This window comes from Streptomyces sp. NPDC002640, from assembly GCF_053592575.1.
The window spans coordinates 60,909-81,918 of the sequence record NZ_JBSFVZ010000027.1; the positions used below are offsets into that span (position 1 = coordinate 60,909).

General features: G+C 72.8%; 19 protein-coding genes and 2 pseudogenes. 9 read left to right on the top strand and 12 right to left on the bottom strand.

The features are described 5' to 3' along the window. Window positions 1-15: 15 nt before the first annotated feature. Both ACWD3O_RS28805 and ACWD3O_RS28810 read right to left on the bottom strand, forming a co-directional pair. Entirely contained in the window at window positions 16-927 is a 912-nt protein-coding gene (locus ACWD3O_RS28805) for a dioxygenase family protein (protein WP_451417928.1), read from the bottom strand. 112 nt (window positions 928-1,039) lie between these two features. Continuing rightward, window positions 1,040-1,477 carry a DoxX family protein gene (locus ACWD3O_RS28810; protein ID WP_451412928.1) on the bottom strand — a complete coding sequence of 146 codons (438 nt, stop codon included), beginning with the start codon at window positions 1,475-1,477 and terminating at the stop codon, window positions 1,040-1,042. Window positions 1,478-1,579: 102 nt separating this feature from the next. Here ACWD3O_RS28810 and ACWD3O_RS28815 point away from each other — a divergent pair, with 102 nt between their 5' ends. Continuing rightward, on the top strand, window positions 1,580-2,104 hold the full coding sequence (locus ACWD3O_RS28815) for a MarR family winged helix-turn-helix transcriptional regulator (protein ID WP_451412927.1): 525 nt from the start codon (window positions 1,580-1,582) through the stop codon (window positions 2,102-2,104). A 98-nt stretch (window positions 2,105-2,202) separates the two neighbouring features. Here the strand turns inward: ACWD3O_RS28815 and ACWD3O_RS28820 are convergent, their stop codons facing one another. Next, window positions 2,203-2,775 (bottom strand): hypothetical protein, encoded by a 573-nt coding sequence (locus ACWD3O_RS28820; RefSeq protein WP_451417929.1) that lies wholly within the window; start codon window positions 2,773-2,775, stop codon window positions 2,203-2,205. Between the two features lie 183 nt (window positions 2,776-2,958). On the opposite strand from ACWD3O_RS28820, the gene ACWD3O_RS28825 reads away from it, so the two are divergent. From ACWD3O_RS28825 to ACWD3O_RS28835, 3 genes are all read left to right on the top strand, one after another. Then, on the top strand, window positions 2,959-3,567 hold the full coding sequence (locus tag ACWD3O_RS28825) for a helix-turn-helix domain-containing protein (protein ID WP_451417930.1): 609 nt from the start codon (window positions 2,959-2,961) through the stop codon (window positions 3,565-3,567). Then, the gene (locus ACWD3O_RS28830; RefSeq protein WP_451417931.1) at window positions 3,564-4,871 is read left to right on the top strand and encodes an MFS transporter; all 1,308 of its coding nucleotides are present in this window, start codon (window positions 3,564-3,566) and stop codon (window positions 4,869-4,871) included. The genes ACWD3O_RS28825 and ACWD3O_RS28830 overlap by 4 nt, the downstream gene beginning before the upstream one ends. 124 nt (window positions 4,872-4,995) lie before the next feature. Beyond that, the gene (locus tag ACWD3O_RS28835) at window positions 4,996-5,760 is read left to right on the top strand and encodes a dienelactone hydrolase family protein (protein WP_451417932.1); all 765 of its coding nucleotides are present in this window, start codon (window positions 4,996-4,998) and stop codon (window positions 5,758-5,760) included. Here the strand turns inward: ACWD3O_RS28835 and ACWD3O_RS28840 are convergent. The 4 genes from ACWD3O_RS28840 to ACWD3O_RS28855 all read right to left on the bottom strand — a co-directional run bounded on the left by ACWD3O_RS28840 (window position 5,726) and on the right by ACWD3O_RS28855 (window position 8,821). Beyond that, the gene (locus ACWD3O_RS28840; protein WP_451417933.1) at window positions 5,726-6,292 is read right to left on the bottom strand and encodes a hypothetical protein; all 567 of its coding nucleotides are present in this window, start codon (window positions 6,290-6,292) and stop codon (window positions 5,726-5,728) included. The two genes, ACWD3O_RS28835 and ACWD3O_RS28840, sit on opposite strands and share 35 nt — an antisense overlap. 64 nt (window positions 6,293-6,356) lie before the next feature. Beyond that, window positions 6,357-6,833: an NUDIX hydrolase gene (locus ACWD3O_RS28845; RefSeq protein WP_451417934.1), complete on the bottom strand. Its 477-nt coding sequence runs from the start codon at window positions 6,831-6,833 to the stop codon at window positions 6,357-6,359. Window positions 6,834-6,910: 77 nt separating this feature from the next. Then, window positions 6,911-7,762, bottom strand: coding sequence for an SAM-dependent methyltransferase (locus ACWD3O_RS28850; RefSeq protein WP_451417935.1), 852 nt, complete (start codon window positions 7,760-7,762; stop codon window positions 6,911-6,913). Window positions 7,763-8,140: 378 nt separating this feature from the next. After that, window positions 8,141-8,821, bottom strand: a complete 681-nt coding sequence (locus tag ACWD3O_RS28855) for an NAD(P)H oxidoreductase (RefSeq protein ID WP_451412920.1) — start codon at window positions 8,819-8,821, stop codon at window positions 8,141-8,143. Window positions 8,822-8,943: 122 nt separating this feature from the next. On the opposite strand from ACWD3O_RS28855, the pseudogene ACWD3O_RS28860 reads away from it, so the two are divergent. Both ACWD3O_RS28860 and ACWD3O_RS28865 read left to right on the top strand, forming a co-directional pair. After that, a pseudogene (locus tag ACWD3O_RS28860) lies at window positions 8,944-9,873 on the top strand (AraC family transcriptional regulator); the annotation flags it as partial. Between the two features lie 92 nt (window positions 9,874-9,965). Then, window positions 9,966-10,322: a hypothetical protein gene (locus tag ACWD3O_RS28865; protein ID WP_451417936.1), complete on the top strand. Its 357-nt coding sequence runs from the start codon at window positions 9,966-9,968 to the stop codon at window positions 10,320-10,322. Window positions 10,323-10,381: 59 nt separating this feature from the next. On the opposite strand, the gene ACWD3O_RS28870 is transcribed toward ACWD3O_RS28865, so the two are convergent. Beyond that, window positions 10,382-11,026, bottom strand: a complete 645-nt coding sequence (locus tag ACWD3O_RS28870; RefSeq protein WP_451417949.1) for a pectate lyase — start codon at window positions 11,024-11,026, stop codon at window positions 10,382-10,384. A gap of 126 nt (window positions 11,027-11,152) precedes the next feature. Further along, window positions 11,153-11,695 (bottom strand): annotated as a pseudogene (locus ACWD3O_RS28875) (RICIN domain-containing protein); the annotation flags it as partial. Window positions 11,696-12,206: 511 nt separating this feature from the next. Between ACWD3O_RS28875 and ACWD3O_RS28880 the strand changes: the two are divergent. Continuing rightward, on the top strand, window positions 12,207-14,483 hold the full coding sequence (locus ACWD3O_RS28880) for a glycoside hydrolase family 9 protein (RefSeq protein ID WP_451417937.1): 2,277 nt from the start codon (window positions 12,207-12,209) through the stop codon (window positions 14,481-14,483). Here the strand turns inward: ACWD3O_RS28880 and ACWD3O_RS28885 are convergent. From ACWD3O_RS28885 to ACWD3O_RS28895, 3 genes are all read right to left on the bottom strand, one after another. Beyond that, the gene (locus ACWD3O_RS28885; protein ID WP_451417938.1) at window positions 14,461-15,096 is read right to left on the bottom strand and encodes a chloramphenicol phosphotransferase CPT family protein; all 636 of its coding nucleotides are present in this window, start codon (window positions 15,094-15,096) and stop codon (window positions 14,461-14,463) included. The genes ACWD3O_RS28880 and ACWD3O_RS28885 overlap by 23 nt on opposite strands. Continuing rightward, window positions 15,093-16,484: an MFS transporter gene (locus tag ACWD3O_RS28890; protein WP_451417939.1), complete on the bottom strand. Its 1,392-nt coding sequence runs from the start codon at window positions 16,482-16,484 to the stop codon at window positions 15,093-15,095. The genes ACWD3O_RS28885 and ACWD3O_RS28890 overlap by 4 nt, the downstream gene beginning before the upstream one ends. A gap of 197 nt (window positions 16,485-16,681) precedes the next feature. Continuing rightward, window positions 16,682-17,905, bottom strand: coding sequence for a M20 metallopeptidase family protein (locus ACWD3O_RS28895; RefSeq protein ID WP_451412911.1), 1,224 nt, complete (start codon window positions 17,903-17,905; stop codon window positions 16,682-16,684). Between the two features lie 55 nt (window positions 17,906-17,960). Between ACWD3O_RS28895 and ACWD3O_RS28900 the strand changes: the two genes are divergently transcribed. Together ACWD3O_RS28900 and aspT are read left to right on the top strand one after the other, a co-directional pair. Continuing rightward, a complete protein-coding gene (locus ACWD3O_RS28900; RefSeq protein ID WP_451417940.1) occupies window positions 17,961-19,169 on the top strand; it encodes an Lrp/AsnC family transcriptional regulator in 1,209 nt (402 codons plus the stop codon). Window positions 19,170-19,322: 153 nt separating this feature from the next. After that, entirely contained in the window at window positions 19,323-21,002 is a 1,680-nt protein-coding gene (gene aspT / locus ACWD3O_RS28905) for an aspartate-alanine antiporter (protein WP_451417941.1), read from the top strand. The last annotated feature ends 8 nt before the right edge of the window (window positions 21,003-21,010 follow it).

Genomic DNA, 21,010 nt, shown 5'->3' on the forward strand with positions numbered 1-21,010 from the left:
GGGGCGGTGTCGTGCTCAGGCCGCCTGGAAGGAGCGCCGGGAGCAGCCGACGGAGTAGCCGTCGAGCGTCGTCTCCACGGGCGCGGTGGGGTCGGTGGCCGCGCCGAGGGTGACGAACAGCGGCGTGAAGTGCTCCACCGTCGGGTGGGCGTAGGGCATGCCCGGCGCGGCGGTGCGGAAGCGGGCCAGCTCGGACACGTCGCCGCGGGCCAGCGCGTCCGCCGCCCAGGCGTCGAAGTCGGCCGACCAGCCGGGCACCCGGTTCTCCACGAGCATCTCCCGGGTCAGGAAGGGCAGCCCGTGGGTCATGTGCCCGGAGCCGACCACCAGCACCCCCTGCTCGCGCAGCGGCCGCAGCCGCCGGCCCAGGGCCAGCAGCGCGTCGGGGTCGTCGGTGGGCAGGCTCAGCTGCAGCACGGGGACGTCGGCGGCCGGGTACATGATCTTCAGCGGCACCCAGGAGCCGTGGTCCAGGCCGCGGCGGGTGTGCTGGTGCACCGGCGTCGTGTCCGGCAGCAGGCCCGTCACCTGGCGGGCCAGGCCGGACGCGTCGGGAGTGTCGTAGCGGAAGGTGTAGTACAGGGCGTCGAAGCCGCCGAAGTCGTAGACCAGCTCGGCCGGTCGGGTGGCGCTGAGCGACAGCGGCGCGGACTCCCAGTGCGCGGAGACCACCAGGATCGCCCTCGGCTTGGGCAGGGCGCGGGCCCAGTCGTGCAGCGGGTCCAGCCAGTCGGTCGCCTCGAACGGCATCGGTCCGCCGCCGTGGGACACGTAGAGGGTGGGCAGCGGCCCGTCCTCCGGCGTCCAGGGGCGGTGCGGGGCGTCGGCCTCGGCGGCCGCGGCACGGCGCAGGTGCGCGGCGAACGGGTGCGCGGCCGGGATCCGGGCGTCGGCGAGGGCGGTCGTGGTGGACGCGGGACTGGTCATGCGGACTCCTCGAGGGTGACGGCGGGCGAGGTGGGAGGCGGGACCGGGAGGCCGGGGGGGTGCGGACGGGTGCCGGCGGGCCTGACACCCCCGCACGCCCGGCCCTGGGGTGTCAGGCGTTCACGGGCCGGGGGGTGCGGCGGCGGCCGGCGAGCAGGTGGTCGACGCTGAAGCGCCCGGCGCCGACGGCGGCCAGCAGCAGGGCCGCCGCGCCGAGGACGAGGACGAGCTCGTAGCCGCCCTGGTCGACGAAGAGGCCGGCGCCCGCGTGGACGAAGGCGAAGGCGCCGATCATGTTGACCAGCAGGAGCAGTCCGGCGACGGGGACGGCGACGCCGAGGACGAGGGCCGCACCGCCGACGAGCTCGACGAGGGCGGCGAACCACGCGGCGGCCGTGGCGGCGGGCACGCCGACCGAGTCGAAGAAGGCGGCGGTGCCGTCGATGCCGTTGGTGAACAGCTTCTGCCAGCCGTGGGCGAGGAAGACGAGGCCGACGGCGATGCGGGCCAGCAGGACGGCGAGGTCACGGGCGGGGGCGGGGAACGTCACGGCGGATCCTGTCGGTGTGATGGAAGACTATGGTTGTTGCGACAACCTTCGACCATGACAGCACAACTTGTCGCTACAACCATTCCGCGGGAGGATGTGACCGTGGACACACCCTGGCTCGATCGCCGACAGCTCCGCGCGTGGATCCGGCTGCGCGGCGTCCTGGAACTACTGCCGGGCGTCCTCGACGCGCAGCTGCGGCGGGACGCCGGCCTCACCGAGTTCGAGTACTACTCGATGGCCATGCTCTCCGAGGCGCCCGGCCGCACGCTGCGCATGACCGAGCTCGCCCGGCAGACCAACGCCACCCTGCCCCGGCTGTCCCACGTCGTCAGCCGTCTGGAGGCCCGAGGGCTGGTGGAGCGCTTCCCGTGCCCGGAGGACCGCCGGGCGACCAATGTCCGGCTCACCGAGGCGGGGTGGGCGGGAGTGCGGGACGCCGCCCCCGGCCACGTGGCCACCGTCCGCGACCACGTCATCGACGCGCTGACCGACGAGCAGGTCGACCAGCTCGCCGCCATCGGCGCGGCGCTGCTCGCCCGGCTGGACCCGACCGGGTCGATGGCCGCCACCTACACCCGCTACGACGAGCCGGGGCCGGAAGCCGGTGAGCGGGGAGCCGGCTGACAGCCGGAGCAGCCGCCCGACAACCCGGAGCGGGGTCGGTCCGACCCCGGCGGCCGCACGGAGCACCGACACAGGCCGGGCGGCCGGACGTCCGACGGTTACCGCCGGGCCGCGGCGCCGTGCGGGGTGGTCTGCGCGGTCCGGGTGGTGAACCCGCGCTGCTGGGCCGTGGCCCGGACGAAGGAGGTGTGGGTGGGGCACGTCTCGATCACCGCGACCTCCGTGCCGGTGGCGTCGACGAGGGCGAGGCGCTCGGCGGCGGCGGGGACCTGCCCGTAGCGGTCGCGCATCCCGCGTCCGACGCACACCTCGCACTCGGTGTAGGAGCCGGGCGGCAGGGGCGGTGCGGGGACCTCGACGGTGATCTCGCGGACGACCTCGACGACTTCGACGCGGGTCATCGCGGCGCGCTGGGCGGCCTTGACCTCTTCGGGGTCCACCCGCGTCGGCGGCATCGTCCACTTGGCGTCGATGGCCGCCGCCCGGGAGGCCAGGTCGGCCAGCCGCTGCTCGGGAGGCAGCGCGAGACGCGCCTTGCGGGCCAGCTTCGCTTCGCGGTTGCGCTCGTGCTCCGCGCGCCGCCGGGCCTTGAGCTCCGCCTGCTCCGCCGCGTCCTGCAGGCGTCGCGCCTGGGCGTGCCGGACGTCGCCCGGCGTCGGTGTCCCTGCCATCCCCGTCTCCTCACGAACCCGGCCCACCCGGGCCTGCTCGGCAGCAGGTTAGTGACGCCGCCCGCCGCCGCCGGGCAGTTCCACGGCGCGACCCCACGATCGGGTGCCGGTCCGGCCATGTTGCAGAGAACTCTATGCAGAGACCCCTATGCAGAGGATGCTCTGCAATCTACGCTGTCGGGCATGAGTGACGAAGCGAAACCAAGGGCAGCGGCCCGGAACAAGCCGTTACGGCGCCTCGACGCCCGCAGCCTGCGAGGCCTGGCGCACCCCCTGCGCATGCGCATGTTGGAGGTGCTGGCCCTCGACGGTCCGGCCACCGCGACGGGGCTGTCGGCACGTCTCGGCGAGAACACGGGCACCGTGAGCTGGCACCTGCGGCACCTCGCCCAGCACGGGTTCATCGAGGAGGAGACGGGCCGCGGCACCAAGCGGGAGCGCTGGTGGAGGGTCGTCGAGGACACGAAGGTCCTGGAGACCGCCGAATTCCACGACGACCCCGACACCAGGGGCGCCCTGTCCGTTTACCTGCACGAGCTGGTGCAGCAGCACTTCAGCCGGGTCACGGACTACCTGAGCGAGGACTGGGACGGCGACTGGCAGGGTGCCGGCACCATCTCCGACTGGCGGGACCTGCGGATGACGCCGGAACAACTCACGTCCCTCAACGCCGAGTTGATGGACGTGATCGCGCGTCATGCCTCAGCTCCCGGTGCGGAGGCAAGGCCTGGCGAGCTGCCGGTCATCGTGCAGCTCCAGTCGTTCCCCCGCAAGGAACGGGGCAACGGATGAGCCGGGGGACACGTGTCGGTCTTCTGCGTCGGCACCGGGACTTCCGTCTGCTGTGGTGCGGGGAGACCACGGGGAAGTTCGGTGCCTCCGTCACGGCCGTGGCGATGCCCCTGGTCGCCGTGTCGACCCTGGACGCCAGCACCTGGGAGGTCGGGTTGCTGAGCGCCTCGGCCTGGCTGCCGTGGCTGGTCATCGGGCTCCCGGTCGGAGCGTGGGTGGACCGGGTGCGCCGCAGGCCCGTCATGCTGGCCGCCGCCGCGGCGTCCTTCCTGATGTTCCTCGTGGTTCCGGTCGCGGCGTGGAGCGGCCATGTGAACGTCGGCCTGCTGATGGTCGTCGCGCTGCTGACCGGCACGGCCGCCGTGTTCTTCCAGACCGCCTACACCGCCTACCTCCCCAGCATCGTGGGCCCCGAAGACCGAGCCGAGGGCAACGCGAAGCTGCACGGCAGTGCGTCCGCCGCCCAGATCGCCGGTCTCGGTTCCGCGGGCCTGATCGGGCAGACGGCAGGCGCGGTCAACGCGATGTTCGCCAACGCGGCGACGTTTCTCGTCTCCTTCCTCTGCGTCGCGAGCATCCGCAGGCGAGAACCGCGCCGCGACAGGACCGCCCTCCGCTCCGGAACGCTGCGCTCCGAAGTCGGTGAGGGCTTACGCCTGGTCGCCCGCGACCCCTGGCTCCGCACGCTGACGTCGTTCGGGGCCACCTCCAACTTGGCCCTGATGGGCTATCAGTCGATTCAGGTCGTCTTCCTCGTCCGCACGGTGGGCCTGGCGCCCGGAGCGGTCGGCGGACTCGTCGCAGCCACCGGCGCGGGAGGCATCGCCGGGGCTTTCCTCGCACGCCGGGTGGCCGCCCGGATCGGGACGGCTCGCGCGATGGTGCTGTTCGAGCTCGGGTTCACGGCCGCCGCGCTGCTGGTCCCGGTCACCTCCGCCGGACCCGGGATCCTCTTCTTCGCCACGGGCGGTTTCTGCGTGTCGGCAGGCGTCGTGGCCGGCAACGTCATCAAGGCGAGCTTCCAGCAGCAGTACTGTCCGCCCGAGCTTCTCGGCCGTCTCACCGCGAGCTCGGCCTTCCTCAACTACGGGACGATCCCGTTGGGCGGTCTGCTCGGCGGATGGCTGGGAACGGTCTTCGATCTCCGTACGGCCATGTGGATCACGACGGTGGGAGTGCCGCTGGCCGCGCTCATCCTTCTCTTCTCGCCCATCGGCCGCTCCCGCGACCTGCCGGTGATCCCTCGCGTCAGCGGTGCCCCGGGGCGGGCGAACCTCAGCCCGTCGCCACGGTCGCGTCGATGAAGTCGGTGAGGACGAGGCAGTCGGGGATGTCTCGCGGGATTCGGCGTCCGGCCTGTTCTGCTGTCGGCAGAGCCGCGGTCCGACCGCACCCGACCGGACCCGACCGTCACTACTGTCCGGTCCCATGACGACCATCACCACGCGCACGGTCCCGTACCCGGCCGACGGTCTGACGATGATCGGGCACCTGGCGCTTCCGGCCGGGACCGATCGCCGGCCCGCGGTGCTGCTCGGGCCGGAGGGCACGGGGCCCAGCGACGTCGAGCGCCGCCGGGCCGATGCTCTCGCCGAGCTGGGGTACGTGGCGTTCGCCTTCGACCTGCACGGCGGGCGCTATCTGGACGACCCCGAGGAGATGCTGGCCCGTTGTCTGCCGCTGCTCGCCGACCCCGACCGGATGCGGGGCATCGGTCACGCGGCGCTCGACGTGCTGCGCGCCGAGCCGCGGACCGACCCCGACCGGATCGCCGCCGTCGGCTACGGCACCGGCGGCGCCGTCGGGCTGGAACTCGGGCGCGGCGGCGTCGACCTGCGCGCGATCGCGACGGTCAACGGGCTGACCACGGGCCGACCGGGCGAGGCGGCGCGCATCCGCTGCCCGGTGTGGGCAGGCGTCGGGTCGGAGGACCCGATCATGCCGCCCGGGCAACGGGACGCGTTCGCCGCCGAGATGCAGGCCGCGGGCGTCGACTGGCGCCTGGTGGTCTACGGCGGGGCCCTGCACGCCTTCCACCACCCGCCGGTCGACCATCCCACGCTCCCCGGCGTCGGCCCCCACCCTCGGCACGCGCGGCGGGCCTGGCGCGATGTCGTCGACCTGCTCGCCGAGTGCCTGCCCCTGACGGAAACGGGCGTCAGTCCTGGTAGTAGGCGCGCAGGTCGTCCATGACCTCGGCGAACCTCTCGCGGGGCTTCTTCGCCGCGTCGGGATGCTGGTTGGGGCGCATCCCGGAAAGGCGGATCTCGACGTAGTAGCGTTCCACGGCGCCCAGCGCCCGGTACCCGCCGCCCGGGGTCACGGTGTCGTAGACCGAACAGAACCCCTCTCCGTCCGCGTAGCCGGGGAACCGGGTGGGATCGCCGCGGTCCTCGGCACAGCGGTCGCGTCTGAGGGCCTCGATCTCCTCCGGGCTTTCGCCGTGCGTGATCTGGAGGTGGAACGGCGTCCAGTAGTCGTGCCGGTCGTGGGCGGAGACCAGGCACTGGCCGTTCCCGTTCTTGTGCCAGTTTGCTATGACCTTGGTCTTCACGTCCTTCTCGAAGCGGAGGTCCAGGCTGCCCGCGGTGATCCGTCCGCCGCACTGTTCGGCCAGGTCCTTCTCCACCGCGCTGGGCTCCTCCTTCCCGCAGGAGGCGAGAGTGGCGACCAGCAGGAGAACCGTGCCGGCGGCCAGGGTCCTCGCGTGTATGTGTCGTGTCACGGACGGTAGCGTACGAGGGGCTGGTGAAGTGTCAACGCGGCTGCGCTGCAACGGCGTTGAGCCGTTACTGGGTGAGTGCGGCGAGGTAGGCGTCCAAGGGCTGCACCTGCCCGGGGAGGCGTTCGACGAGGTCCCACCAGTGGATGGCCGAGATTTCCTCGGTGGGCGCGAAGGTGCGGATCTCGGCGCAGGAGCCCGCGTAGAGGGCCAGGTACTCCGCCCGCCCGTCGGGCGCCAGCACGAACCGCGCGTGGCCGACGAACCGCAACCGTTCGTCGGCCTGCTGGGCGCTCTCCTCCAGCAGCTCGCGCGCGGCTGCCTGGCGGGGTGTTTCGCCTTCCTCGATGCTCCCCCCGGGCAGCTCCCAGGTCTGCCGGTGGCGGTCGAAGACCATGAGGACGCGACCGGCTCGCCACAAGGCCACCAGGGCCGCGGGCAGCGGGGCGTCCCGCGGCGGCGTTTCCTCGCAGCCGCGGGTGAACGAGACCAGGAAGTTGCCGCGGCCATCGGCTGCGAGGGGTTCGTCTTCGGTGTGGGCCATGGTCGGATGCTTCCCCGAACAGCACAGCTCCGCGACAAGGGGCCGCAGGCCGTCCCTCGCCCTCCCCGATGGTCTCGTCAAGCGGTGTGGGCGCCGAGGGCGGCGTGGACGGTGAAGTGGGGTGCGCGGCTGTCGTAGGGGGCGCCGGTGAGGTCGCCGAGGACGCGTACGTCGGTGAAGCCGGCGGCGCGGAGTTCGGCGGTCAGTTCGTCCGGGGTGAAGTAGCGGACCCAGTTGTAGAAGACGCGGTGCCGCTCGGCCTCGACGATCTCGTACTTGTCGAGGGAGACCCGCTCCCGTTCGTAGCGGTAGGTGTTGTGGAAGCCGAAGTAGGGCCGGTCGGACCAGAAGCCGTCCATGAGGGAGGGGGCGTAGGAGGCCTGCTCGGTCACGTCGGCGAAGGCCGCGGCGGAGTCGACGTCGAAGACGAAGGAACCGCCGGGGCCGAGGTGGTCGTGGACGGTGCGGAGCAGTGCGGCCCGGCTGTCGGGGGCCAGGGCGCAGTAGTCGCGCATGATCATGATGATCAGGTCGTAGCGGACCGCCTCGCGGTAGGTGAGGTAGTCCTGGCGCAGGTGGCGGGCGGGGAGGTTCTCGGCCGCGGCCAGTGTCCGGGCGTGGTCGAGGGACCGGGTCGAGAGGTCGAGGCCGGTGACCTCGGCGCCCGTGCGCGCGAGGCGGGTGGTGTACAGGCCGGGACCGCAGCCGAAGTCGGCGACGCGACGGCCCTCGCCGATGCCGAAGTGGTCGGTCATCCAGTCCACCGCCCGTTCGAGGTAGGCGGTGCGGTACGAGGACAGGTCGATGTCCGGGTCGAGGTGGGCGGCGAGCATCTTCCGGGAGATGTGGGGGTCGCTCCAGAGCTCGGGGGTCGTGGTGGTCGCGTAGAGGGCGGGGCGGGCATTGACGGCCGCGAGCTGTTCGAACACGGGGACTGCTTCCTTGCTGTGTCGGTGCCAGGAGGAGTACCGGGTGTCGTGCGGGCAGGCGTCGGCCGGACTCCCGCGGCCACGTGGTGAGGGGGCGGGAGGGAGGTCCGTGCCCCGAACAGCGGGGGGGGGAGGGCGCGCCTGCTGGTCACGACATGCCGGTCGGGGCAGGGCCGGGGCACCCGCGGCCGTGGGTTCGGCGGTGCGGGGTGCGGCTGGCTGCCGGGCATGGGGGACTTCGGGTTCAGAGGCGCATGGGACCGATGCTACCTTCCGGTCCCTTTGGTCCGGTGTCCGACGGTGGGGAGGCGCGCGGGCGGGGTGCCACCCCGTGCCACCCCGCCCGCGTGCCACCCCGCCCGCGTGCCTCCCCGGGCGTCACACCGCCACGAGTTCCTCGGCGATGAACGCCTCGACGAACTCCCGCGTACGCCTGTCGAACGCCGTGTACTGCGCCTCTCGCTCCGCGCCCGTGACCGCGTCGCCGACGAGCAGGTTGCCGTCGGCATCGACCCTCTGGGGGCGTTCCTCCGCGTCGGTGAGCAGGCCGACGGTGGAGCGGGCGAAGCCGCAGTAGTAGGCGATGCCCTCGTTGAGGCTGGTTTCGAGGAAGGTCCGCATGCCCTCGGTGATCGGGTCGTCGGCGGGGGCGCCGGCCAGGCCCAGCCACAGGATGCGCTTGCCGGCGAGCCGGGGCTTGCTGCGGCCGTAGGCGAACCCGTAGTTCCAGACGCGGTCGATCCAGCCCTTGAGGATGGCGGGCACGCCCTGCCAGTACACCGGGAAGACGGCGACGACGGCATCGGCGTCGAGGATGCGCCGCATGTGGGTGTGCACCTCCTCCGAGTACCGCTTCTCCCGGTTGCCCCAGTCCGGCTGGTCCGCCACGGTCATCCGCGGGTCGAACCCCTCGGCGTGCAGGTCGAGCAGGTCGACGCGGTAGCCGGCGGTCTCGAGCTGTGCGACGGCACGGCGGGCCGTGTGCGCGGTGAGGGAATCGGTGCGGTGGTGCGCGACGACGACGAGGGCTGTCCTGGCACGGCTGTGGTGCTGCGTCACGGCGTCTCCCCAAGGGACTCGGATCGGTTCGCTTTGTTGTGTGGGTCCAGTTCAACCGTGATGGCGTGGATGATCCATGGGAGAACCGCTCCGAAACATGCTCGATCGTCTACCGTGCGTGTATGGATCCTTTGAGTTCGCTGCTGAGCGGGATTCGGGCCGAGGGGTCGGTCGTCAGTCACGTCGTCCTCACGGTGCCCTGGGCCGTCCGCTTCGCCGACAACGCGCCGCTCACCATGATCAGCGTGCTGCGGGGCGGGGGCGTCCTGCTGCTGCCTGACGGAACGCAACGGGCGATCGGCTCGGGTCACACCGCCCTCGTGCGCGGGCCCGGACCGTTCCACCTCGTCGACCACCCCGCCACGCCGGACAGTTCCCACGTGGCGTACGAGATCAGCTGCTGGACCGATGATCCCGAGTGCGGTGGCCAGGAACTCGAGGGCATCCGGTGGGGCGACGACGCGGAGGAGGCGACGGCGTTGATCGTGGGCGCCTACCGCGCCTCGGGCCACCGCCACGAGCGGCTGCTGCGTGCCCTGCCGCCCGTGCTGGTGGTCGAGGAGGACGCCGAGGTCTGTGCCTGGCTGGAGACGGCCGCCGCCGACGCCGCCCGCCTGTCGGCGGGTTCGCAGGCGCTGATGGACCGGCTCCTCGACTGGGCCCTGGTGTGCACGTTGCGCTGCTGGTTCGACAGGGCGGGCGCCGACGCGCCCAGTTGGTACCGGGGGCTCGCCGACCCGGTCCTCGCGCCCGCGCTGCAGGCCTTCCACGACCGGCCCGCCGACCCCTGGACGGTGGCCTCCCTGGCCGCCCGGGCCGGCGTCTCCCGGGCGTTGTTCGCCAGGCGCTTCACCCAGCTGATGGGCCGCCCTCCCCTCGCCTACGTCACCGAATGCCGTATGGCGGAGGCCGAGGCGCTGCTGTCCGACACCGACCTCGGCATGGCGCAGATCGCCAGGTCCGTCGGGTACGCCGACGCCTTCGGCTTCAGCGCCGCCTTCAAACGCCACAAGGGCCGAAGCCCCAGCGCCTATCGCGCCGAGGCGGCAGCGGCGGGCTCCGCGGGCGCGGACGCCCGCACGTACCCGAGGGCGACGGCGATCGGCGCGCAGACGAGCGCCAGGGTGACCGGGTCGAAGGATCCGTGGAAGGCGCACTCCGCGAGGTAGGTGAGAAGTGCGGAGGCGACGACGCACAGCACGGGCACGGTCGGCCACGGGCCTCGGCGGCCCGCAACGTTCACCTCACGGCGTACGAGAACTGGCACCGGATGCCGCGCGGCTACCGGGTCCGGGTGAAGCCGGGCGCGCTGGTCGGCACGGCTGCCGCGCTGCGCGACCGCCTGGCCCGTACCGGCCTCGACGCCTGCGCCGCGCTCGGCCTGCCGGACACGGCCGTCCTCCAGGGCCGCCCCGGTTACCGGCTGAATCCCCGGACCGTCCACCGCTTCACGCACTGCCCCGCCGAGGTCGCCGACGGCAAGGTCACCGGGACCGGCTGAACGCGGAGGGCCCGCCCCTCCCGGCGGGGAGGGGCGGGCCCGGACGGGCGCTCCGCGGATCAGTCGACGTAGGTGATCTCCGACGCGGAGTAGATGCAGTGGGTGCCGTCCGCACCCGAGCCGATCTCGCTCGGCTCACCGCTCGTGGTGCCCCGGTACTTGGTGCAGATGTCCATGTCGCGGTCGCCGTCCTCGTAGATCGTGACGTCCGAGATCCGCGCCGTGTCGCCGTAGTTGGTGTTGATGCCGACCAGGCTGGTGCCCGGGGCGGTCGCCCAGATGTTCTGCAGCTGGATGTGGCGGGCGTTCTGCGTGGAGCAGTTGCCGCAGGAACGGACCAGCTTGCCGAAGTCGTCGACCTGGAAGTTCTTCACGACCAGGGTGCCGACGCCGTTGTGCTGGAACACCTTGTCCTCGGCCAGCTTCGCGCCACCGCCGTCGATGGTGCGGACGGTCGAGGTGGAGCCGCCGCGGAAGGTCGCGGCGTCCTCGCCCACGTCCTCCCACCAGACGTTCTTGAGGGTGCAGGCGCCCGCGCAGTGCACGCCGTCGGCGGCCGGGGCGCCGAGGATGACGTTCTGCAGGGTGGCGCCGTCCGCCAGCCTGATCATCGGGGGCTGGTCCTCGTCCTGACCGCCGCTGCCGAGCTCGCCGCTGCCGTACAGGCGCTTCATGCCGCCGTCGTACGTGCCGGAGACCTCGATGGTCGACGAGACCGCCTGGCTGCCGTTGGCGGTCGGCCAGGCCGGCCGGTCGGTGGGCGGGTCGGTCGGCTGGGTGGGCGGGTTCGTCGGCTCGGTCGGCGGGTCCGTGGGGACGGTGCCCGACGCCGCGAAGGTCCAGCTCTTGCTGGACACGGAGTCGCAGGAGTTCTGCTGGATCAGGGCGCCGGAGGCGGTCGAGCTGTCCTTCACGTTCAGGCACTTGCCGCCGTTGCCGTTGACGACCCGGTAGGTGTTGCCGCCGACCGAGGTCAGGTTCCACACCTGGGTGGTGGTGCCGGCGCAGTTCTGCTGCTCCACGGGCTTGCCCGCGCTGGTGGAGGCGTCCCGCACACCGGCGCACTTGGCGCTGTGCGCGGCGGTCAGGGTGTACCCGCTGCCCGCGGCGGTGAGCTTCCAGGTCTGGCTCGCGGCTCCGGTACAGGCGCTCTGGGTGAGCTGTGTGCCCGCGGCGGTGCCGGCGCCCGGCACCGTCAGACACAGACCGCTCGCCGCGTTCTTCAGGCTGTACGAGCCCGAGGCGGGTGCCGCCGAGGCCGAGCCGGTCGCGAGGAGGGCCGTGAAACCCGCGGCGAGCAGCGAACCCGCGGCGACGAAGACCGCGGCGGCACGACCGCCACGCCTTCTGACGTGCTGTTTCTCAGTGCGCACTGGCTATTCCTTTCACCGCCTGCGGCGTCCTCCGCAGGCACCTGTGGGGGTTGGTGCGGTGGTGAAGGCCGGTTCCCGACTCCGGAACAGAATTCAGCCCGGTGAACCATGTTCGTGTATGCGAACAGCCGTGACGGTAGGTCAACCACGGGACGCGGTCAATAAGTTGAGCGGAAGGATCAGTCCCCCGCCCGGTCGACGCCGGACCGGTGCCCTCCGGACCGCCGGTGCCCCATGGATCGCATCAGGTTGTGTGACGGCTGTTGACAGGTGCGGGCGCCGCTGGGTTGATGAACGAGGGTGATGGGAGCGCTCCCATCAGTTCCGGTGCGCAGTCCTCCCCACCACCGCCCGCCCCACCGACGTCGGAAGGGACGTTCCGTTGCGCCTCCCCACCGTGTTCCGCCGCAGACGAGGACCCGACGCCCGAGCGGGGTGGGGGTCCCCCCTGCCCGAGCGAGGCCGAGAGCTTGGGGGAGGGCGTCGCGCGGGGCTGACGGCCCTGGCCGGAGTGGTCCTCGCCGGCGTCCTGTTACCCCTGTCGGCCTCGTCCTCCGCCTCCGCCGCGCCCGCCTTCGCCTACGGCGAGGCGCTGCAGAAGTCGCTGCTGTTCTACGAGGCCCAGCAGTCCGGCCGTCTGCCGGACTTCAACCGCGTCGGCTGGCGCGGGGACTCGGGCCTGGACGACGGCAAGGACGTGGGCCTCGACCTCACCGGCGGCTGGTACGACGCCGGTGACCACGTCAAGTTCGGGCTGCCCATGGCGTACTCGGCGACGATGCTCGCCTGGGGCGGCATCGAGCAGAAGGCCGCCTACGCCTCCTCCGGCCAGCTCGAGCACCTGCGGAACAACCTGCGTTTCGTCAACGACTACTTCGTCAAGGCGCACCCCTCGCCGAACGTCCTCTACGGCCAGGTCGGCAACGGCGCGGACGACCACAAGTGGTGGGGCCCCGCCGAGGTCATGCCGATGGCCCGGCCGGCGTACAGGATCGACGCCTCCTGCCCCGGCTCCGACCTCGCGGGCGAGACCGCCGCCGCCATGGCCGCGTCGTCCATGGTCTTCCGCGACTCCGACCCGGCGTACGCGGACAAGCTGCTCACCCACGCCAAGCAGCTCTACACCTTCGCCGACACCTACCGGGGCAAGTACAGCGACTGCATCACCGACGCGCAGGCGTACTACAAGTCCTGGAGCGGCTACCACGACGAGCTGGTCTGGGGCGCGGTCTGGCTCCACAAGGCCACCGGCGACGCCTCCTACCTGGCCAAGGCGGAGACGTACTACGCCAACCTCTCCACCGAGCCGCAGACCTCCACCCGCTCCTACCGGTGGACGATCTCCTGGGACGACACCTCCTACGGCGCCTACGTGCTGCTCGCCCAGCTGACCGGCAAGCAGCGGTACGTCGACGACGCCAACCGCTGGCTGGACTGGTGGACGAGCGGGGTGAACGGCCAGCGGGTGAAGTACTCGCCCGGCGGGCAGGCCGTCCTCGACAGCTGGGGTTCGCTGCGGTACGCGGCCAACACCGCGTTCGTCGCCCTCTCCTACTCCGACTGGCTGACCGGCGACGCCGAGCGCAAGCGGCGCTACCACGACTTCGCGGTCCGGCAGATCAACTACGCGCTCGGCGACAACCCGCGCGGGTCCAGCTACGTCGTCGGCTTCGGGGACAACCCGCCCACCAAGCCGCACCACCGGACCGCGCACGGGTCCTGGACCGACCAGATCACCAGCCCGGCCGAGAGCCGGCACGTGCTGTACGGCGCGCTGGTCGGCGGTCCGAGCGCCGCGGACGACGCCTACACCGACGACCGGTCCAACTACACCAACAACGAGGTCGCCACCGACTACAACGCGGCCTTCACCGGTGCGCTGGCCCGCCTCTACGCGGAGTACGGCGGTGCGCCGCTCGCGAGCTTCCCGCCGGCGGAGAAGCCGGACGGGCCCGAGATGTCGGTGCAGGCCTCGGTGAACGCGACCGGCCCCGGCTTCACGGAGATCAAGGCGTACCTGGTCAACAAGTCGGCCTGGCCGGCGCGGGCGCTGAACGACGCCTCGCTGCGGTACTACTTCACCCTCGAGGACGGCGTCACGCCCGACCGGATCACCCTGACCACCAACTACAACCAGTGCGGCAGGATCAGCGGGCCCACGCAGTTCAAGGACGACGTGTACTACGTGACCGTGGACTGCTCGGACACGGTGATCGCCCCGGCGGGCCAGTCGGCGTACCGCAAGGAGGTCCAGTTCCGGATCGCCTCCGCCGGCGCCTGGAACCCGGCGAACGACTGGTCGTACCAGGGCGTCCCCACCGCCGCCGGCAGCACGCCCGTCGACGCGGCGAACATCGTGCTGATGGAGGGCGCGGCCAAGCAGTGGGGCGCGACCCCGGACGGGACGACGCCCACGCCCGGCCCGACGCCGACTCCCACGCCCACCCCTACCCCCACGCCCACTCCGACGCCGAGCGGTCCGTGCTCGGTGACGTACAAGGTCGGCAGCTCCTGGGGCAGCGGCTTCACCGCCGAGGTCGTGGTGAGGAACACCGGGACGACGGCGATCACCGGCGGCTGGAAGCTGGGCTTCACCTTCCAGGGCGGTGAACGGATCACCAGCGCCTGGAACGCCACCGCCACCCAGTCCGGGGCCGACGTCACGGTGACCAACGCCGCGCACAACGGCAGCGTCCCGGCGGGCGGCACCGCCTCGTTCGGCTTCCAGGGCACCGGGACGCCCGTGGGCGCGAAGGCCTTCGCCCTCAACGGGCAGAGCTGCGGATAGGACCCTCGGCCCGGCCGGGTCCCGCCGACGTGGCGGGGCCCGGCGCCGGCGGCGTGCCACCCGGCAGGTGACGGCGGCGGAGGCGGGTGAAGGCGGTGGGGCCGGTGCGGTGCGGGAGGGCTTCCTTGATGCGCTGGGCGCATGCGCGCGGGGTCGCCGTGCCGGTGTCGCACTCCAGGTCGTAGTCGCCGTGCGCGTGCACGAGGTCGTACTGGTACGCGGCGAGGCCCGAGGGGCGGTCTCCTCGGGCCTGCTCGCGGCGGACGAGTTCGTCCAGCGGGCAGCGGACGCCGACGAACAGCACGTCCTCGGGCGGCAGGACCGCCAGGCAGTCGAGCAGTCGCCACGGCTCGCTCAGCACGTGGTCGACGACGAGGTCGTTGCCCACCTCGGCCATGGCCGCGATCGACCGGTGGAAGCCCATCCTGGTCCGCCGCAGCGCGGCGTCCAGTTCCTCCGCCCCGAGTTCCCGTTTGGTGCGCATCGCGTTGAAGCTGTCGACCGCCAGGTGGAAGTAGACGCCGTCCTCGAGGATGTCCAGGAGCTCCCGGGCGATGCTCGACTTGCCCGAACTGGAGGTGCCGTTGAGGAAGATGATGCGTCCGGATGTCATGCCCGCATGATCACACCCGTCTCCGTGCGGCGGGCGAAGAGGGCGGTGGCCGCGCCCACGGCCGCGCACAGCGCGCACGCCAGCCACACCCCGACGTAGGCGGCCTCGCCGGGAACGCCCTCGGCCGCGGTGCCGGCCCGGGCCGAGGCCGCCATCACCGCGGCCATCACCCCGCCGGCCATCGCGCCGCCGAACGTCTTGACGTTGTTGTACAGCGCGGTCGCGATGCCGCTGCGGTCGGGATCGGCCGCCTCGACGACCACCGTGGGCATGGCGCTCAGGGCGATGCCCAGCCCCAGTCCCGCGACGATCTTCGACGCCACGATCTCCCCCACCGAGCCGTGCCGCAGCGCCAGCCAGCAGAAGCTCACCGCGACGAGCCCGTAGGCCCACGCCAGCGCGCGCCGGTAGCCGATGCGTCGGGCGAGCGGCACGGTGACGACCGAGCCGACGACCGCCGCCACGATGGCGGGCAGCAGGACCAGCGAGATCTGTGCGGAGGTGAGGCCGAAGCCGTACCCCGCGCTGCCGGGTTCGGCCGCCAGGAAGGTGGTGTCCGGCGCCTGGGCGGCGAAGTACACGACGCCGAACGCGGCCGCCGCGAGGTAGAAGGGCCCGGTGCGGCGGTCGACGAGCGCCCGCACGTCGACCATCGGATCGGCGGTGCGCGACTCGACCACGCACCACAGGACGAGCAGCACCGTGCCGGCGGCCAGGCCGGCCGGCACCCACGGCCCGGCCCCGCCCCCGTGCTCCAGCGCCGAGAGGGACGCGAGCAGAGCGCTGGCCCCCAGCGCGAGCAGGGCGAAACCGGCCCAGTCCATGCGTGCGGCCCGTGGCGTCCTCGATTCGGGCACCGCGAGGAAGGACAGCGGCACGCAGAGCACCGCGAGCGCCGCGGGAACCAGCAGCGCCGTGCGCACGCCGCCCAGGGCCTCCGCCGCCACGCCCATCACCGCGGCGCCCAGGAGACCGCCGACGGTCAGCGCCCCGACCAGGCGGGCGATGGCCCGGCGGGCGTCGGGCACCGAGAGACGGCCCCGGACCAGGGCGATCTCCAGCGGCAGCAGCGCGGCGAGGGGCCCCTGCAGCGCTCTGCCCGTCCACAGCAGGGCGGCGTTCGGCGACAGCGCGACGAGCAGGGAGCCCGCCGCCACGCACCCCAGCGCCAGCCGCAGCATGCGGCGGTGGCCGTACAGGTCGCCCAGGCGGCCGAAGAGCGGCACGCTGACGGCCGCCGCCAGCAGCTGCACGGAGTGCACCAGGTTGACGGCCGAGTCCTGGAGGCCGTAGGCGGCACCGAGTTCGGGCAGCAGCGGGGTGATGCCCATCTGCGCGAAGCCGCTCATGACCTCGAAGAGCACCAGGACACCGACGACCGCGGACACCGACCGGCCGGAGGCCGGCGGGCCGGTCGGCCCGGACGGCCCGGACGGCCCGGCGGGCTCGGGCGGCCCAGTCGGCCCGGCGGGCTCGGTCGGCCCGGCGGGCTCGGCGCGCTCGGACGGCTCGGCGGGTGTGCGCGGTACGTGCGGTGCGTGCGGTGTGCGCGGTGCGTGCGGAGTGCCTGGCTCGACGGTGTCGGTCACGGCTCGAGCACCGCCGCCCCGTCCGTCGCCGCCCGCTCCAGTCGGCGGGCCGCCAGGCCCGCGAGCAGCGCGGCGGCCGCCGGGAGGACCCCGTCGTCGAACGCCGCGTCGGGCGCGTGGTTCATCGGCGCGGTGACGGGATCGCGGTCCGCGGGGCAGGCGCCGAGGCCGAGGAAGGCGCCGGGCACCTGCTGGAGGACGAAGGCGAAGTCCTCGGAGCCCGAGATGGGCCGCGGTGCGACGAACACGCCCGGGCCGCCGACGACCTCGCGGGCGACGGAGACGGCGAAGTCGGTCTCCGCCTCGTCGTTCACGGTCACCGGGTAGCCGTCCTGGTAGTCGATGTCGACGCGCACGCCGTGCGCGTCGGCGATGCCCCGGAGGGTGCGCAGCACGTTCGCGCGGACCTGTGCGCGGACCGGCTCGGAGAGGGTGCGGACGGTGGCCTGGAAGGTGGCGGTCCCGGGGATCACGTTGCGGGCCTCGCCCGCGTGCAGCGAGCCGACGGTGAGGACGGCGGGATCGAAGACGTCGACGGTGCGGGTGATCATCGTCTGGAGGGCGAGGACCATCTCACAGGCCGCCGTCACCGGATCGGCGGCGCTGTGCGGGGCCGATCCGTGGCCGCCGCGGCCGGTGACGGTCACGTCGAAGCCGTCCGAGGCGGCGAGGACGGGGCCGGGGCGGGTGGCGACGAGACCCGCGGGCAGCGTGTTGGCGAGGACGTGCAGCGCGTAGGCGGCGACCACGCGCGATCCGGCGGCGTCCAGGACGCCCTCGTCGAGCATCAGCCGGGCGCCGCCGTGGCCCTCCTCGCCGGGCTGGAACATGAGGACGACGTCGCCCGCCAGGTCGGCGCGGGCCGCGGAGAGCAGCCGGGCGGCGCCGACCAGCGCGGCCACGTGCAGGTCGTGCCCGCAGGCGTGCATCACGCCCGGGCGGCGGGAGGCGTAGGGCTCGGTGCTGTGTTCCTGGACGGGCAGCGCGTCCATGTCGGCGCGGAGGAGCACGGCGGGTCCGGGCCGGCCGCCCCGCAGGACGGCGGTGACGGAGCTGAGGGCGGTGCCGGTGGTCGTCTCCAGCGGCAGGCCCTCCAGGGCGGCGAGGACGGTCGCCTGGGTGCGGGGCAGGTCCAGGCCGAGTTCGGGGTCGCGGTGCAGGGTGCGGCGCAGCGCGCGCAGGTCGTCGGCGTGGGCCTCGGCGTCGGTCAAGGAGATCATGGCGGTAGGGTGCGGTCTACTCGCCGTTCTCCCGCTCCCACGCCAGGATCCACCGATGTTCGCAGGTTTCCCGCAGGAATCCGCCACCCTGCCCGTCGCACCGCCCGGCACCCCGTCCGTCGCCCTCGACGAGCTGGACCTGCGGCTGGTGACGATGCTGCAGGGCAGTCCCCGGGCGGAGTGGAGCGAGGTGGGGGCGGCTCTCGGTGTCGACCCGTCCACGGTGGCGCGGCGCTGGGCGCGCCTGACCCGGGCGGGTCACGCGTGGTTCAGCTGCTACCCGGTGAGTCTGGAGGGGCTGCGGCTGATCGTCGCCTTCATCGAGATCGACTGCGTACCCGGCCGCCTGGACGAGGTGGCCGCGGAGCTGGCCGCCGACCACCACGTGTTCACCCTGGAACATGTCACGGGCGGCCGGGATCTGTTGCTGACCTGCGTGTTCACCGGTCTCGCGGAACTGTCCCGGTACGTGGGGCGGCGGATCGGCGCCCTGCCGGGCGTCGCGGCGGCCCGGACCCAGATCGCCACGGCGCTGCACAGCGAGGGCAGCCGGTGGCGGCTGGACCGGCCGCCGACGGGCCGGGTCCGGGCGGCGGGCGGCTCGGGCGGTCACGCCGGGCAGGCCGGCTCGGGGGCCGGGCGGTCGGCGGTCCGCCAGGAGGACGAGGACCTGGTGCGGGCCCTGGCGGCGGACGCCCGGGTGAGCGTGGCGGAGCTGGCCCGCCGCACGGGACTGAGCGCCACGACGGTCCGGCGGCGGCTCGGCCGGCTCGAGGCGTCGAGGGCGCTGGTGTTCCGGTGCGAGGTGGCGCGCGCCCTGTCGGGCTGGCCGGTGAGCGTGAGTCTGTGGTGCTCGGGCCCGCCCGACGCCACGGCGCACATCGCGGCCCATGTGTCGGCGATGCGGGAGATCCGGCTGTGCGCCTCGCTGACGGGTCCGCACAACCTGCTGTTCGCGGCCTGGCTGCGCTCGGTCGAGGACCTGCACGCGTTCGAGTCGCGACTGCTGGCGCCGTTCCCCGGGCTGACGGTCGTCGACCGGGCGGTGACCCTGTGGCCGGTCAAGCTGGCGGGGCACCTGCTGGACCCGCAGGGCTTCCGCCTCGGCAGCGTGCCCCTCGGCCGCTGGGACGGCGCGGCGCCCGAGGCGGCCGGGGAGGACCTGCTGAGCCGCCTGCGGACCACGGCGGCGCTCGACCGCGGCGGGCTCGAGGTCCCCGGCGGCGTTCACCTGCAGCGGCCCCTCCGGGAGGGCGCGGGGTGACGTCCGAACGGCCCCCTGCCCGTGCCCGGGACGGGTGAAGCCGCACCCGACCGGCCGCGTCCCCGTGGTGGAGGCGGGCCGGGCGGAAGAGGCTGTCACCGGCAGGGATGCCTGTCACACGCACAGGGACGCGGTGGACGACGGGGGTGGGACGTGGGCATCATCAAGGACCATCCCGAGCTGGCGCTCTTCCTCTGTCTCTCCGCCGGCTACCTGCTGGGGAAACTGCGGGTGGGCCCCATCACGCTGGGCGGGATCGCGGGCACCCTCATCGTCGCCCTGCTGGTGGGCGCGTGGACGAAGGTGACGGTCTCCGACGACGTCAAGACGGTGTTCTTCGCCCTCTTCATCTTCTCCCTCGGCTACATGGCCGGTCCGCAGTTCTTCGCCAATCTCAACCGCCGGGGACTGCGGTTCGGTGTGCTGTGCCTGATCGAGCTGGTCTGCGTCGTGTCGATCGCCTTCGGACTGGCCAAGGTCTTCGACCTGGACGTGGGCACGGCCTCCGGGATTCTCGCGGGGGCCGCCACCGAGTCGGCGGTGGTCGGCACGGCCACGGAGGCCATCGGCAAGCTGCCGGGGCTGTCGCCCGACCAGATCGACCGCTACCAGGGCCACGTCGCGACGGCGTACACGGTCAGCTACCTGTTCGGTCTGATCACCATCGTGCTGTACAGCAGCCAGATCATGCCCCTCATGCTGCGCATCGATCTGCGCGACGCGTCCAGGCGCCTGTGGCAGTCGATGCAGGGCGGGAAGGCGGCGCTGCAGAGCGACGAGGTGGCCGGGCTGCCCGGCCTGGTCGGCCGTACCTTCCGGGTGACGTCGGGCGACGGCATGCGGGTGCGGGACGTGCAGGAGCTGGACGGCGGACTGGTCACCGTGGAGGCGGTGCGGAGGGGGCCCAGGACGCTGCCCGTGGAGCCCGAGCTCCGCCTGGCGCGGTCGGACCTGGTGCTCGTGGTCGGCCGCCGGGCGGCGGTGATCGACGTCGGCGGGCGCGTCGGTGAGGAGACGGCGGGCATTCCGGGGGTGGAGACGCCGCTCGCCACCCGGCAGGTCGCCGTCACGGAGAAGGCCACGGCGGGACTGACCATCGACGAGATGAGGGCGCGACACCCCGAGTTCACCGCGGCCGGGGTGTACGTCACCGAGGTGGTCCGCAACGACCAGCACATGCCGGCCTCCGGCGAGACGGTACTGGAGCGCGGCGACGTCCTCACCCTGGTCGGGGCGAGGGCCGGGCTCGACCGGCTGGTGCGGCGGATCGGCGCGGTGGTGCGCAACGACGCGGCGGACTTCGTGTACATCGGTCTGGGCATCGTCGTCGGCTCGCTGCTCGGCCAGATCGAGGTGCGCGCGGGCGACGTGCCGCTGTCCCTGGGCACGGGTGGCGGATGCCTGATCTCGGGGCTGGTCTTCGGCTGGTTCCGTTCCCTGCGGCAGACCTTCGGGGCCTTTCCCGCCCAGGCGGCGTCGACGCTCAAGGACATGGGTCTGGCCGTGTTCATCGCCTGCACGGGCCTGGTGTCCGGGCCGCACGCCTGGCCGCTGCTGAAGCAGTACGGCGTGCTGCTGCCGTTCGCGGGGATCGCCATGGTGCTGATTCCGGCGACGATCTCGCTGGTCGTCGGCCTGCGGCTGCTGAAGATCGAGAAGCCGTTGCTGATCGGCGCCATCGCGGGACAGCAGTGCTCCACCCCGGCCATCACGGCGGTCAGCCAGGTCGCCCAGTCGACGGTTCCCCTGCTCGGTTACACCATCACCTACACCCTGTCGAATTTCCTGTTGCCGCTGACGGGCCCGGTCCTGGTCGGTGTCCTCGGCGGTTGAACGGCACC

Coding starts and splice junctions, on each gene's coding strand:
- ACWD3O_RS28805 (WP_451417928.1), bottom strand. CDS start 927: ATGACCAGTCCCGCGTCCACCACGACCGCCCTCGCCGACGCCCGGATC.
- ACWD3O_RS28820 (WP_451417929.1), bottom strand. CDS start 2,775: ATGGCAGGGACACCGACGCCGGGCGACGTCCGGCACGCCCAGGCGCGA.
- ACWD3O_RS28825 (WP_451417930.1), top strand. CDS start 2,959: ATGAGTGACGAAGCGAAACCAAGGGCAGCGGCCCGGAACAAGCCGTTA.
- ACWD3O_RS28830 (WP_451417931.1), top strand. CDS start 3,564: ATGAGCCGGGGGACACGTGTCGGTCTTCTGCGTCGGCACCGGGACTTC.
- ACWD3O_RS28835 (WP_451417932.1), top strand. CDS start 4,996: ATGACGACCATCACCACGCGCACGGTCCCGTACCCGGCCGACGGTCTG.
- ACWD3O_RS28845 (WP_451417934.1), bottom strand. CDS start 6,833: ATGGCCCACACCGAAGACGAACCCCTCGCAGCCGATGGCCGCGGCAAC.
- ACWD3O_RS28885 (WP_451417938.1), bottom strand. CDS start 15,096: ATGACATCCGGACGCATCATCTTCCTCAACGGCACCTCCAGTTCGGGC.
- ACWD3O_RS28895 (WP_451412911.1), bottom strand. CDS start 17,905: ATGATCTCCTTGACCGACGCCGAGGCCCACGCCGACGACCTGCGCGCG.
- ACWD3O_RS28900 (WP_451417940.1), top strand. CDS start 17,961: ATGTTCGCAGGTTTCCCGCAGGAATCCGCCACCCTGCCCGTCGCACCG.